We start from the raw sequence: 13,374 nt of genomic DNA on the forward strand, positions 1-13,374 counted from the left end.
CCGCCCCCATGACGCGTTACGCAAACCCCGGCTCCGAGGGATCGGTGGTCAGCTACCAGCCGCGCTACGACCACTGGATCGACGGGGCGTACCAACCCCCCGCCCGGGGCCGCTACTTCGAGAACCCGTCCCCGGTCAACGGGCAGCCGTTCACCGAGATCGCCCGGGGCACCGCCGAGGACGTCGAACGGGCCCTGGACGCCGCCCACGCGGCCGCGCCCGCCTGGGGCCGTACCGCGCCCGCCGAGCGCGCCGCGGTGCTGCTGAAGATCGCCGACCGCATGGAGCAGCACCTCGAAGAGCTGGCGGTCGCCGAGAGCTGGGAGAACGGCAAGCCGGTACGGGAGACCCTGGCCGCCGACATCCCGCTGGCCATCGACCACTTCCGCTACTTCGCGGGGGCGATCCGGGCCCAGGAGGGCAGTCTCTCCGAGATCGACGACGACACGGTCGCCTACCACTTCCACGAGCCGCTGGGCGTCGTCGCCCAGATCATCCCGTGGAACTTCCCGATCCTGATGGCCGCCTGGAAGCTCGCCCCGGCGCTGGCCGCGGGCAACGCGGTGATCCTCAAGCCCGCCGAGCAGACGCCCGCCTCGATCCACGTCTGGATGAACCGGGTGGCCGACGTGCTGCCGCCGGGCGTCGTCAACATCGTCAACGGCTTCGGCGTGGAGGCCGGAAAGCCGCTGGCCTCCAGCCCGCGCGTGGCCAAGGTCGCCTTCACCGGCGAGACCACGACCGGCCGCCTGATCATGCAGTACGCGAGCGAGAACCTGATCCCGGTCACCCTGGAGCTGGGCGGCAAGAGCCCGAACATCTTCTTCGACGACGTCTCGGCCGCCGACGACGACTTCCTCGACAAGGCGCTCGAAGGCTTCACCATGTTCGCCCTCAACCAGGGCGAGGTGTGCACGTGTCCGTCGCGTGCGCTGGTCCAGGACGGCCACTACCAGGACTTCATGGACGCGGCCGTGGCCCGTACCGAGAAGATCGTCCAGGGCCACCCGCTGGACACCGACACGATGATGGGCGCCCAGGCGTCCAACGACCAGCTGGAGAAGATCCTCTCCTACCTCGACATCGGCAAGCAGGAGGGCGCCCGCATCCTCACCGGCGGCACCCGCGCCGAGCTGGGCGGCGAGCTGGAGGGCGGCTACTACGTCCGGCCCACGATCTTCGAGGGCGGCAACCACATGCGCGTCTTCCAGGAGGAGATCTTCGGCCCTGTGGTGGCGGTGGCCCGGTTCGCGGACTTCTCGGACGCGATCGAGATCGCCAACGACACGCTGTACGGGCTGGGCGCGGGCGTCTGGACCCGCGACGGCACGGCCGCGTACCGGGCCGGACGGGCCATCCAGGCGGGCCGGGTGTGGACGAACTGCTACCACGCCTACCCGGCGCACGCCGCCTTCGGCGGCTACAAGCAGTCGGGCATCGGGCGCGAGACCCACAAGATGATGCTCGACCACTATCAGCAGACCAAGAATCTGCTCGTCTCGTACTCCCCGAAGAAGCTGGGCTTCTTCTAGCCATGGCGGAGGTCTCGCGTATCGCCCTGACGGAGGCCGCGGCCGAGCTGATCCGGCGGCTGCGGGCGGACCACGGGCCGCTGATGTTCCATCAGTCGGGCGGCTGCTGCGACGGCAGCGCGCCCATGTGCTTCCCGCGCGGCGAGTTCCGTACGGGCGCGTCCGATGTGCTGCTCGGCGAGCTGGAGGTGGACGGGGTCCAGGAGCCGGTGGGCTTCTGGATGTCCGCCTCGCAGTTCGAGCGGTGGCGGCATACCCATCTGACGGTGGACGTGGTGCCGGGGCGCGGCAGCGGATTCTCGCTGGAGGCGCCGGAGGGCGTCCGCTTCCTGATCCGCTCCCGGCTGCTGGACGCACAGGAGTAGAGCGTTTCGCAGGAGAGCGCGCGGGCGGGCCGGACTACCGGCCCGCCCGTCGGGCGTTCGCTCAGCTGGCGTCGGCCAGTGCCAGGGTGTGCAGCCGCTCCGGAGGGCCGGGGCGGGCGTAGTACCAGCCCTGGGCGGTGTCGCAGCCCAGCATCCGCAGGTGCTCGGCCTGCACCGCCGTCTCGACGCCCTCCACCGTGACCGCCAGGTCGAGGGTGTGGGCCAGCGAGACGATGCCCTCCACGATCTTGACGTCGACGGGGTCGGCCGGGGCGCGCTGCATGCCACGGGTGAAGGAGCGGTCCAGCTTGAGGGTGCTGACCGGCAGGCGGCGCAGGTACGAGAGGTTGGAGTACCCGGTGCCGAAGTCGTCCAGGGCGATGTCCACGCCCAGGTCGGCGAGTTGCCGCAGCGGCCGCAGGGCGTTCTCGTCGGCGCCGATGAGGTCGTTCTCGGTGACCTCCAGGCACAGGGCGCTCGGACACAGCCCGGCGTTCTCCAGGACCGCCACCGTGTCGGAGACCAGGGTGGGGTGGCTCAGCTGGCAGGGCGACAGGTTGACGTTGACCCGCAACCGCTCGGCGTCGCACTCGGCGGCGTCCTGCCAGTCGCGGGCCTGCCGGGCGGCCTGCTCCAGCACCCAGCGGCCGAGCGGCACGATGAGGCCGGTGTCCTCGGCGAGCGGGATGAACTGGTCGGGGCCGAGCACCCCGTGCACCGGGTGGAGCCAGCGCACCAGCGCCTCGGCGCCGCGTACGGTGCCGTCGGTGAGCCGTACCAGCGGCTGGTACTCGATGAAGAACTCGCCGTTCTCCAGGGCCGACGGCAGCCCGTTGCTGAGGCTGTGACGGGCGATCACCCGGGCGTTGGAGTCGGCGTCGGCGAGTTCGTAGCGGTTGCCGCCCGCGGCCTTGGCCCGGTACATGGTGATGTCGGCGCTGCGCAGCACCTCGGCCCGGCAGATCTCCCCGGCCCGCCCGTCGACGACGCCGATGCTGGCCCGTACCCGCAGCTCACGGCCCTCGACCTGGACGGGGTCGGCGAGCGCGGCGAGCATCCGGCGGGCCATCGCGGCGCCGTCCGCCTGTGCGGCGGGCCCGGTGACCAGCGCCAGGAACTCATCGCCGCCGACCCGGGCGACCAGTTCGTGCGGGGAGGTCACACAGCCCTGGAGCCGCTCGGCGACGGCCCGCAGCATCCGGTCCCCCGCCACGTGCCCGAGGCTGTCGTTGACGGCCTTGAACCCGTCGAGGTCCAGGTAGCACACGCCGAAGCGCTGGGCGTCGGCCTCGGCGGCGAGCGCCTGGTCGAGGCGTTCCAGGAACAGGGTGCGGTTGGGCAGCCCGGTCAGCTCGTCATGGGTGGCCTCGTAGCGCAGCCGCTCACGCAGCAGCCGGTGCTCGGTGATGTCCTCGGCGAGCGCGAGCTGATACTGGGGCGCGCCGCCGGAGTCGCGGAGCAGGGTGACGGTGAGATTGGTCCACAGCACGCTGCCGTCGTCGCGGTAGTGCGGCTTCTCGACGCGGAAGTGGTCGCGGTCGCCCCGGACCAGCTCGCGGTACAGCTCGTGGACGCCGGGGGTGTCGTCGGGGTGGACGAACTCGGTGACGTTACGGCCGGGGCGGAAGAAGTCGGAGCCGCCGAACATCCTGGCCATCGCGTCGTTGACGACGAGGACTTCGCCGTCGAGCCCGGCGATCCCCACGCCGATCACCGCGCCCTCGAACACGGCCTGGAACTTGGCCTCGCTCGCGTGCAGCGCCTTCTCGGCCTCGATGCGCGCGGTCAGCGCGGCGCGGGAGACGGCTTTGCGCTCATCGCGCTCACGCTCGCGCAGCTCCCGTACGAAACCCGCGGCGAGCGCGTGCTGCAGCCGGGCGCAGCGGGCCCGCAGGTCCTCGTCGCTCATCGGCCGGTCCGGCGGGGAGTAGAGCACCAGATACGCGTCGATGATGCCGAGGATCGCGGGCAGCGCCTCGGGCTCGGCGCACTGGGCGTCGACGAGCGCGGCGCCCACCTCGTAGGCGTCGGCGGTGTCGAAGGGGACGGTCTGCAGGGCCTCGCTCAGCCGGTGGGCGAGCGGCAGCAGATAGCCCTGGAACTCGTCAAGGGTCATGGTGGTGGCCGCCATCGGATGGACGGCGCGGCTCCAGATCGCCGCGAACCGCCGCAGCCTCTCGTTCTCCGCCTCGGCGTCTCCGGCGCCGCCCCGACGTCTCGGCCCGCCCGGCGTGGAGGTCATATCGCACGCCTCGCCGGGGGGACGCCGCCACGGGCTGGTTCGTCCTCGTCTGTGGCGTTGATGCCCGCCGGCCGCCAGGCAGCTTTTACGTCCTGCACTTCCTTCGCCCTCTTCCGGCTTCCGGGGCCGCCCTCGGGGTCGTCCGCGTCCTCGGGGCAGTGGAGCACGACGAAGAGCGGCAGGGCAACCCGCTGCTGAGGCGAGATTACTGATCAACCGTTGGCTGGGGAAAGGAAAAATGGACATTGACCATCCGGATGTACCCGCGGAGAGGGGAGAAGCCGGGAGAAGCCGGGCATCGGGCGGCGGCGCCCCGGATGGAGCGCCGCCGTGGTGGGGGTTTCTCTCGGGTTCAGCGGTTGCGGCCGCGGAAGCCCCAGGAGGGGCGGGTCTCATCGGCCTCTCGGGACTCGCGGGCCTCCCGGGCCTCCCGGGCCTCTCGGGACTCCTGGAACTCCTGGGCCTCTTGAGTGCCTTGGGCCTCCCGGGTGGATTGTTGAGCCTCTTGGGCTCGTTGGGTCCCCTGGGCCCCTTGGGTGTCCCGCATTCCTTGAGCGCCTTGGGCTCCCTGGGCGGCCTGGGTGCTCTGCGTTTCGGTGGTCTCGTCGGTCATCCGCGTCCCGCCGGGCGGCTGCTGGGCCTGCGCCCTGCCCCCGGCCTCCTTGCCACCGACCTCCCCGCTCTCGGTGATCTCGACATGACGGGGCTTCACGGCCTCCGCCTTCGGGACGGTGATGGTCAGCACACCGTCGGTCATCCCGGCCTTGACGGCCTCGGTGTTGACCTCGGCGGGCAGCAGCATCCGGTACTCGAAGCGCCCGGTGCGACGGGTGCTCCGGCGCAGCACGCCCTCGCGCTCGCGTTCCCCGATCTCGCCGGAGACGGTCAGCTCCTGGCCGCTCACCTCCACGTCCACGTCGGCACGCCGGACGCCGGGGAGGTCGACCTCGACCCGGTAGGCGTCGTCGGCCTCGGTGACGTCGGCGGCGGGCGCCCATGCGGTGAGGGCGGGCGGGGCGGCGCCGACGGTGGATTCGAGGAGTCCGCCCATCTGGCTGAGCAGTTCGTCGAATTCCGCCAGCGGGTTGCGGCTCCAGCCCCGGGGGCGTTCGAGGGGGCCTGCGCCCCGGTGTCGTCGGACGGGCATGCTCATCGTCCTTCACCTCCGTGGTGATGGTTGTCGGCAGGTCAGACCAGGGCCTCGTGGACGTAGCACCACCGCCATTCCTCGTCGGTCTCCAGCGGCTCGACGATGGGATGACTCGCCACGGCGGCATGGGCGCGGGCGTGCTTGAGCGGCGAGGAGTCGCAGCAGCCGACATGTCCGCAGGTCAGGCAGAGCCGCAGATGCACCCAGGGCGACCCCAGGCGCAGGCACTCCTCGCACCCCTGCGGGGTGTGCGGGGCGACCGGGCGCACCATGGACAGATGGGGGTCGGGCTCGATGGCCATGGCGTCACCCTCCTTGCCGTACTTGCCGTAGCGGGCGGCCGGATGGTCGCGTCCTCGCCAGTGGCCGGACCACTGGCGGGACCGAGGCCCATGCCGTCAGGGTGACAAGGCGGGACGAGGGTGCGCCTGCGTCCCCGGGGTCGAAATTACGGCCCCGAATTCGCCCTCTTGCGATGATTCGCCGGGATAGGGGTACTCCGGTGCGCATGGCCCCCTCTGGTGTCGCCGATGAGCTGATGCTGCGCTGTCTGACCATGTTCGACAGCCGGGACGAGACGGAGATCCTGCGCCGGGCGATGGCCCAGGTCAGCGCGGTGGGGCCGGGCCGCGCCGAAGCGGGCTATCTGCTGCTCGGCGACGGCCTGGTGCGCTGCCCGGACGACGGCTTCCGGGCCACGGCCGCCCTGGACGCGCAGGTCAGGGCGCTGGCGGGCCGGGACGGGCCGGTGCGCTTCCCCCGACGGGCCTGGGGATGGGCGTTCGCCCTGCGCGAGCCGGACGGACCGCGGGCGCCGGATGGGCCGTACGAACCCGAAAGACTGCGCGGCGCGCTGGTGGTCAGTTCCCGGGACCGGCCGGGCGAGGACGAGCGGTTCCTGCTGTCCCTCCTGGTGCACCAGACCTCCGCGGCGCTGTCCATCGCCGCCGCCCACCGCCGGGAGCGCGCCCAGGCCGCCGAGCTGCGCCGGGCCAGAGGCGAGCGGGAGGCGATCCGGCGGCGGCTCGACCACTCCCTCTCCGACCTGGGCCATCTGCGCGCGGTGCACGACGCCCTCGCCCGGGCCGCCGCCCGTGGCGACGGCGAGGCGGGGATCGCCCGGGCGCTGCACCGCGTCACCGGACTGCCCGCCGTGGTCGAGGACCGGTTCGGCAATCTGCGCGCCTGGGCGGGGCCCGGGCGCCCCGATCCGTACCCCAAGCCCGATCCGGCGCAGCGCGAGGAGCTGCTGCGCGACGCCGCCCGCCGGTCCCGCCCGGCCCGGGTGCGGGACCGGCTGGTCGCGGTCGCGGCGCCACGTGGCGAGCTGCTGGGCGCGCTGTGTCTGGTGGACCCCGAGGGCCGGGCCGACGAACGGGCCGTACGCGCCCTGGACCACGCCGCGTCCGCGCTGGCCCTGGAGCTGGCGCACCTGCGTGAGCTGGCCGAACTGGAGCTGCGGCTGCGGCGCGAGCTGGTGGACGACCTGCTCACCGGCGCGGACGACAGCAGCGCCTACGCCCGCGCCGAGGCGGTCGGCCACGATCTGCACGGTCCGCACCATGTGGTCGCGGTGCGCTGGGCGGACGGACCGGCGGACGACGGGTTCCTGCGCGCCGTCGGCCGCGCGGCCTCGGGGCTGGGGCTGCGGGTGCTGCCGACCCGCCGCTCCGGTACGGCGGTGCTGGTGGCGCGGGGCCGTCCGGCCGAGCGCGCGCTGCACACGGCGCTCAGCCGGGAGCTGGGCTCCCCGGCCGGGGCGGTCGGCGTCGGCGGCCGCTGCGACAGCCCGCATGACGTACCCCGTTCGTACCAGGAGGCGCTGCGCGCGCTGGAGGTACGGCAGGGCTCGCACAGCGCGTACGGCATCACCTTCTTCGACGATCTGGGCCTGTACCGCATTCTGCGCACCGGAGAGGATCAGCGGGAGGTCGAGCAGTTCGTACGGGAGTGGCTGGGCCCGCTGCTGGACTACGACGCGCTGCACCGCACGGCCCTGGTCGAGACCCTGACCGCGTACTTCGACCGAGGCGGCAACTACAGCGCGACGGCCGCCGTCCTGGTCATCCACCGCTCCACGCTGCGCTACCGGCTGCAGCGGATCCGCGAGATCAGCGGCTGCGATCTGACGGACGTGGACAGCAGGCTCAACCTCCAGGTGGCCACCCGCATCTGGAAGATCCTGCGGAGTGAGCCGGAAGGAGGTGGGCTGTGAGATGGCGGAGATCGCGGTGGCCTCCGCGCGCGCCCTCTTCGACGCCGGGGACCCGCGGAAGCTGCTGGCGCCGAGCGCGTCGGTCTGCCGAAGAGCGCCGCGTCCCTGGAGGGGCTGGTGTCCGGCGAGGACGTACCCCGGCTCGCGGCGGCCCTGGTCCGGGTGGCGCTCCACGGCGACGCCGCGCAGGAGGTGGGGGCGGCCGCGTAGTCACGGAACGGGATCAGAAGTCGTTCGCGCTGCGGGCCGTCAGACCGCCGTCGACGTGGAGGTGGCTGCCCGTCATATAGCTGGCCCGGGGGCCGAGCAGCCAGTCGACCGCTTCGGCGATCTCTTCCGGGCGGGCGAGTCGGCCGAGCGGAATCTGCCGCTTCGCGCGGGCGGCGATGGTGTCGGGCCCCTCGGCGTCCGGTGATACGACGTCCAGCAGCGGGGTCGCCGTGGCACCCGGGATGACGCCGTTGACGCGGATGCCCGCGGCCGCGTAGTCGATGGCGAGGGCTCTGACCAGCGCCGAGATGCCGCCCTTGGAGCTTCCGTAGGCGCTGTTCGCCCCTCCCCCGAACCCGATGACGGCGGACGGGGACGAGACGCAGACCAGGGAGCCCGTCAGCTCGTGCTCCAGCAGCAGCCTGATGGCCTCGCGGCAGGTGAGGAACGTACCGGTGAGATTGGTGCCGATCACCCGCTCCCAGTCCGCGAGCCCGGTCTCATGGGCCTTCACCGATATCTCGATGCCCGCGCCCGCGACCACCCGTGTGGGGACGCCCAGCGCCTCACGGCAGTGCCGGAAGCCCTCGGTGACGGCGGATTCGGACCCGACGTCGGCCGGGATGGCCGCCACCTCGGGGGCCCCGAGCGCCCTCGCCTCGTCGGCGGCCTTCCGCAGGCCGGTCTCGTCCCGGTCGACCAGGGCGACGGCGCGGCCCGCCGACGCCTGCAGGAGCGCGATGGCCCGCCCGATGCCCGATGCCGCGCCGGTGACCAAGGCGATGTCGTGCGTCATGTCGGGCCTCCGGGCTTCAGGAGGGTGTCGGCGTCGGTGTAGCGGGCCAGCGCTTCGGGGTCGAGGCGCACGCCCAGTCCGGGGCCGTCGGGGATGGGGAGCATTCCGTCCGCGTCCAGTTCCCAGGGCCGGGAGGTGAGGTGGTCGACGTACGGGGAGCCGGTCACGTACTCGACGAGGTCGGTGTCCGGCAGGGCGGACGCCAGCTGGAGGTCGGCGGCCAGCCCGATGGCGGTGTTCCAGCCGTGCGGGATCAGCCGTACGCCGTGGTCCTGCGCGGCCCACCCGATGCGGCGCTGTTCGCTCAGACCGCCGACCTTGGTCACATCGGGCTGGACGATGTCCCAGGCCCCCGCCTCCAGCCAGGGGCGGAAGCTCTGCCGCCGGGTGAGCACCTCCCCGCCGGAGATGGCGACCGGTGCCTCGCGGCGCAGATGGACGAAGTCCTCCAGGGCGTCGGGGCCGAGCGGTTCCTCGAACCAGGCGACGTCGTAGCGGTGGAGCATGTGCGCGGTGCGCAGCGCCCACTTGTAGCCGCCTGACCAGGCGCTGTCGCTGCCGCCCGCGTCCACCATGAGCAGGGCGTCGGGGCCGACGGCTTCCCGGGCGGCGGCCACGATGCGCTCGTCCAAGGCCTCGTTGACCCGCCCGAAGGGACCCCAACCGATCTTGAAGGCGGTCCAGCCGCGCCGCGCCAGTTCGCGCAGCCGCTCGGCCAGGACGTCGGGCTGGTCCATGAGCAGCGACGCGTACGGACGGACCCGCTCCCGGTACCGCCCGCCGAGCAGGCGCCCGACGGGCTGGCCGGTGATCTGGCCCAGCAGATCCCACAGGGCCGTGTCGATGCCGCTGATCGTGTGGGTCACCGAGCCGCCGCGGCCCAGCCAGAACGTGGCCCGGTGCAGCCGCTCCGCCACGCGCTCGGGCTCGGCGGCGTTCTCGCCGATCACCAGCGGCCGCAGCACCTCCAGCGCGCCGCGCACCAGAGCCTCGCTGGTGAACACGCTTCCCACGCCGACCAGTCCGTCCTCCGTGTGCACCGCGACCAGGGTGTGGACGACGTCATCGGGGCTCAGCTCTTCCTGCCACCCGCCCGCGGGGGTCGCGCCCCGGAGGCCGGTGGCGCGGATGTCACGGATCTTCATGGCTCGGACACTAGGTCGATGAATGGCAGATGGTCAACCATCTGCCAGAGGGGCGGCTGCGTTAGGGTGTCTCGTACGAATCCGCAAGGTGCGGGCCTTCAGCGAGCCTTATTCGGTGGGACGGGAATCACGTGACGCAGTCGAGTCCGGGCTCAGCGCCGCCCATGTCGCGACGGGACTGGATCCTGAACTGGCTCCGGCAGGCCATCGCCACGGGCGAACTGGGGCCCGGCGACCGCCTGGTCGAACGGGACATCTCGACGCGCTCCGGGGTGAGCCGAGGCCCGGTCCGCGAGGCGATCATGGTCCTGGAGCAGGAGGGGCTCGTCGTCTCCCACCCGTACCGTGGGGCCTCGGTGGTCGGGGTGTCGCAGCGCGAGGTGCGCGAGGTCCTGGTGCCCATCCGCCTGACGATCGAGCGGGTCGCGTTCGCCGACGCCGCCCGCGACCGCTCGCCCGAACTGCTCGACCGCCTGGAGCGGCTGGTCGACGAGATGTCCGAGGCCGCGGCGAGCGCGCCGGACTCCGGGGCCGCGGAACGCCTCGCAGCCCTCGACCTCGCGTTCCACGAGGCCGTCATCGAAGCCACCGGACACACCCAGACGCTGCGGATCTGGCGCATCATCCAGCCCCGCGTGCTGGCCTACTTCGTCCGCGACGCGCCCGGACACCCCACCCTGGACGAGATCCCCCGGCAACACCGCGCCCTGCTCGACGCGCTGCGCTCCGGCACCCCCGCCGACGTCGAAGCCGCCGTCACCGAGCACATCGAGACGTACCTCGGCGACGAGGCTTAGGGCTTAGGGCTTAGGGCTCAGGGGTGTCTCCGGCGCCGTACCGCCGCAGCAGCCACACCCCGAAGGCGACGTAGAAGACGTACACGGCCGCCTCCCACCAGTCCGGAGCCGAACCCGGCGAGCGGATCTGGAAGAAGTCGTCCAGCCCATGGATGAGCACCAGGGGCCAGACCGAGCCGATCGCGTAGCGCAGCCCGGCGCAGACGAAGCCGAAGAGCCCGGCGGACAGCATCTGCCACAGGGTGTCGTCCAACGCGGCGCCGAAGAACAGGTAGTTCTGGATGTGGCCCAGGCCGAACAGCACGCCGACCGCCACCGCCGCGCGCATCGCCCCGAGCGGGCCGAGCGCCTGCTGCACCAGACCCCGGCTGTAGGCCTCCTCGTTGACGCCCACCCACAGCAGCGACACCAGCGAGCTGACGATCACGCCCGCGCTGCCGTCGAGGCCCGCGACGGCGTACGAACACGCGACGAGCAGCATCGGCACGCCCAGCCACCAGCGCCCCACCCGCCCCAGCGTCCCCACCCCCGACGCCCGCAGCCACCCCCACCGCCACAGCACGCACCACACACCCGCGAAGCAGAGCGCGTTGACCAGGGTGGCACCGAGGTCGGGAAACCACGGCGGAGCCACCGGAGGCAGAATCACCTCGGCGAACAGCACCAGCACCACATGCCAGGCGAGCGTCAACTCGACGGCACCCCAGAGCGGATGGCGCGTGACATGGCCTTTCCACCGGCTCCCCACGCTCCGAGGATAGCCACGCCCGCGCGAAATCGCGCGGGCCCTCGACGCGTCGCCCGTCCGGGTGGAGACCGCGCCGCCGAGGGGTGTTCACGGGGCGCACCGCGCCATGCTGCGGGGGTGGCCGACGATCCTCACTGCTCGAAGTGCTGCCCCGTGAAGCCGCCGAAGGAGCCCGACCCGGTGGTGTGGCCGTGGGGCGTGTTCCTGTGGCTGGCCGTCGCCGCCGTCGTGATGGTGGGCGGGTGGGGGCTGATCATGTGGGCGCTCGGCGCCTGGTCGTGACGACTGGCGGGCCCTGGTCAAGGCCCGGTCAGAGCCTGGTCAGCCCCTCGAAGGGTACGGCCGCCCGGAGCAGTCGCGGAGGCACGTAGGGGGACTCGACCCGGATCGTCCGGCCCCGGCGGCGGGCGTGGCAGGTCAGGGCCAGGATGTCGAGGTTGATCGCCGCGTCCGTGTCGTCCGCGCGGTCGGCGACCTGGTAGTGGTCGCGGTGGGCTTCGAGGGCGTCGGCCAGGGCCAGGTTGAAGCTCTCCTCATCGCCCTCGACGAGCTGGGAGAACAGCACGGCGGGCGGCGGGAAGAACCCCCAGCCCCTGGCCCGCTCCGCCTCCTCCAGGGCGCGTTCCGTCGCCGGGAGGGGATCCTCACCCCTCAGGTAGTCGTGCAGGGCCTCGCGGTACGCGGTGAACGCCGAGCCGTCCTCGCGGGCGTACCCCGGACCGGTGAGCACCAGCGGGGCGAGATCCTCGCGTACGCCGGTGATCAGCGCGAAGTTCACGGCGGTGTGCCAGTGGCCGGGGCTCATGTGCTCGTCCCGGGTGGCCGGGTAGGCGACCGTACGATCCGCGATCGTCACCTCGGCCTCCGTACCGGGCTCGGCGAGCGCTACGCGGAACAGGGCCGCCCCCAGCTGGGAGGCCAGGCGCAGGTTCGCCAGCTGGACGTCCGTCACATCGGCGGACAGCGAGGCGCGCGCCTTGAAGAGGATCTCCTGGTCGCCCATCGCACGGGCGAGCCGCCATACGGCGGGGCGCCGACCATCCGTCTCGGTGAATGCCTTCCGGGTGTACTGCTCGAAGCGGGCCTCGCTCTCCGGATGCGGGGTCTGGGGATGAACCGGCCGGTCGATGACCACGGCGCCGCCGGCCAGAGCGGCGACCGCGTCCGCGCGGCGGTCGCGGCCCAGGCCGCCGACGCGCGGACCGGAGGTCTCGAACCCGGTGACCAGGGCGCGCGGCAGGTAGTCGGTCTCGACCGCCGGAACCCAGCCCCGGCCCCGGTACGCGAGCGCGGCCAGGGCGATCGGCAGCAGCGGGAGGAGGCTGCTCGGCCCGGCAGCCGGTCCGTGCTGCGCGGCGAGGGGGAGCAGCAGGTCGGTCAGGCCGGTGTCGAATGCCTCCTGGTCTCCGGCGGCCAGTGCGCGGAGGGTCTGGAGCGCCACGGTGTGCGGATGGCGGAGCACGCTGTCCCCCTCCGCCCGGGCCCGGACCCGGGCCCGGACCCGGACCAACGCCCCGTCGATCGCACCCAGTTCGCCGTCATCTCCGATGTCTCCGAGGACATGGGCCATGAAGCCGGTGCCCAGCTCGACGGTGCCGCTGCCCGCCGCGTCCCCGCTGAACTTCTCCCGGGCGAAGTGGAACGCCTCGCCATGCCGCGCGGCGTTGCCGGACACGATCGCGAGGCAGAACGCGTCGATCCATTCGTGCGGGGTGACCTGGTCCCCGGGGTCCTCCTCGGCTCCGGGCTCGTAGCTCATCCCGAAGTTCACGTAGTTGAGCGTGACCCCGAACGGAACGTGCGGGTGGTACGCCGCGTACGCGACGGCGCCGACCGCGGCCTCGGTCGCGTCCTTGAGGACGGCCTCGGCCTCCGGGGTGGCGAGGTCGGGCCGCTCGACCGACAGCGCACCCAGGTACGCGTGAAACTCCTCCGCGAGCAGCCGCCACTCGTACGTGGCTATCCGACCGGCCTTCGACAGGGACCGGACCTGACCTCCGATCCGGTTCGCGAAGTCGTCACGTACCGCCGAAACCGCCGCCCCGCCCACCTGGTGTCGCTCGATCCGCATGTTCTGCAGCCCCCTGACCGCTGATGTGGCTTGCAGCCTATGCGCGCGGTGGACCAGCTGAGCATGGGACCGGCTGGGCCAGGTTCAGGGGGCCGGGCGCTCG

The 13,374-nt window shown here is 72.5% G+C and carries 12 protein-coding genes; 5 read left to right on the forward strand and 7 right to left on the reverse strand.

Annotation, left to right across the window (positions count from 1 at the left end; all coding sequences use genetic code 11):
* The first annotated feature begins 8 nt into the window (after positions 1-8).
* Together ACFV9T_RS05275 and ACFV9T_RS05280 are read left to right on the forward strand one after the other, a co-directional pair.
* Positions 9-1,532: an aldehyde dehydrogenase family protein gene (locus ACFV9T_RS05275; RefSeq protein WP_385436758.1), complete on the forward strand. Its 1,524-nt coding sequence runs from the start codon at positions 9-11 to the stop codon at positions 1,530-1,532.
* A 2-nt stretch (positions 1,533-1,534) separates the two neighbouring features.
* The gene (locus tag ACFV9T_RS05280; RefSeq protein ID WP_385436760.1) at positions 1,535-1,897 is read left to right on the forward strand and encodes a DUF779 domain-containing protein; all 363 of its coding nucleotides are present in this window, start codon (positions 1,535-1,537) and stop codon (positions 1,895-1,897) included.
* A gap of 61 nt (positions 1,898-1,958) precedes the next feature.
* Here ACFV9T_RS05280 and ACFV9T_RS05285 read toward each other — a convergent pair whose 3' ends face one another.
* The 3 genes from ACFV9T_RS05285 to ACFV9T_RS05295 all read right to left on the reverse strand — a co-directional run bounded on the left by ACFV9T_RS05285 (position 1,959) and on the right by ACFV9T_RS05295 (position 5,591).
* Positions 1,959-4,139, reverse strand: a complete 2,181-nt coding sequence (locus ACFV9T_RS05285; protein WP_385436761.1) for a putative bifunctional diguanylate cyclase/phosphodiesterase — start codon at positions 4,137-4,139, stop codon at positions 1,959-1,961.
* A gap of 352 nt (positions 4,140-4,491) precedes the next feature.
* Positions 4,492-5,286, reverse strand: a complete 795-nt coding sequence (locus ACFV9T_RS05290; protein ID WP_385436763.1) for an Hsp20/alpha crystallin family protein — start codon at positions 5,284-5,286, stop codon at positions 4,492-4,494.
* A 41-nt stretch (positions 5,287-5,327) separates the two neighbouring features.
* A complete protein-coding gene (locus tag ACFV9T_RS05295) occupies positions 5,328-5,591 on the reverse strand; it encodes a UBP-type zinc finger domain-containing protein (RefSeq protein ID WP_385436765.1) in 264 nt (87 codons plus the stop codon).
* A 206-nt stretch (positions 5,592-5,797) separates the two neighbouring features.
* Between ACFV9T_RS05295 and ACFV9T_RS05300 the strand changes: the two genes are divergently transcribed.
* Positions 5,798-7,504 carry a PucR family transcriptional regulator gene (locus ACFV9T_RS05300; RefSeq protein ID WP_385436766.1) on the forward strand — a complete coding sequence of 569 codons (1,707 nt, stop codon included), beginning with the start codon at positions 5,798-5,800 and terminating at the stop codon, positions 7,502-7,504.
* Positions 7,505-7,727: 223 nt separating this feature from the next.
* Here ACFV9T_RS05300 and ACFV9T_RS05305 read toward each other — a convergent pair whose 3' ends face one another.
* Positions 7,728-8,510 (reverse strand): SDR family NAD(P)-dependent oxidoreductase, encoded by a 783-nt coding sequence (locus ACFV9T_RS05305; RefSeq protein ID WP_385436768.1) that lies wholly within the window; start codon positions 8,508-8,510, stop codon positions 7,728-7,730.
* On the reverse strand, positions 8,507-9,655 hold the full coding sequence (locus ACFV9T_RS05310; protein ID WP_385436769.1) for a mandelate racemase/muconate lactonizing enzyme family protein: 1,149 nt from the start codon (positions 9,653-9,655) through the stop codon (positions 8,507-8,509). Before ACFV9T_RS05310 ends, ACFV9T_RS05305 begins: the two co-directional genes overlap by 4 nt.
* Positions 9,656-9,819: 164 nt before the next feature.
* On the opposite strand from ACFV9T_RS05310, the gene ACFV9T_RS05315 reads away from it, so the two are divergent.
* Positions 9,820-10,452, forward strand: coding sequence for a GntR family transcriptional regulator (locus ACFV9T_RS05315; protein WP_385436771.1), 633 nt, complete (start codon positions 9,820-9,822; stop codon positions 10,450-10,452).
* Between the two features lie 10 nt (positions 10,453-10,462).
* On the opposite strand, the gene ACFV9T_RS05320 is transcribed toward ACFV9T_RS05315, so the two are convergent.
* Positions 10,463-11,200, reverse strand: a complete 738-nt coding sequence (locus ACFV9T_RS05320; RefSeq protein WP_385436772.1) for a CPBP family intramembrane glutamic endopeptidase — start codon at positions 11,198-11,200, stop codon at positions 10,463-10,465.
* A 117-nt stretch (positions 11,201-11,317) separates the two neighbouring features.
* On the opposite strand from ACFV9T_RS05320, the gene ACFV9T_RS05325 reads away from it, so the two are divergent.
* Complete coding sequence (locus ACFV9T_RS05325) at positions 11,318-11,482, forward strand: hypothetical protein (RefSeq protein WP_385436773.1); 165 nt, start codon at positions 11,318-11,320, stop codon at positions 11,480-11,482.
* Between the two features lie 28 nt (positions 11,483-11,510).
* Here ACFV9T_RS05325 and ACFV9T_RS05330 read toward each other — a convergent pair whose 3' ends face one another.
* Entirely contained in the window at positions 11,511-13,271 is a 1,761-nt protein-coding gene (locus ACFV9T_RS05330) for an Imm49 family immunity protein (protein WP_385436775.1), read from the reverse strand.
* Positions 13,272-13,374 lie beyond the last annotated feature (103 nt).

The sequence above is a fragment of the Streptomyces sp. NPDC059850 genome (genome assembly GCF_042731515.1).
GTDB lineage: Bacteria > Actinomycetota > Actinomycetes > Streptomycetales > Streptomycetaceae > Streptomyces.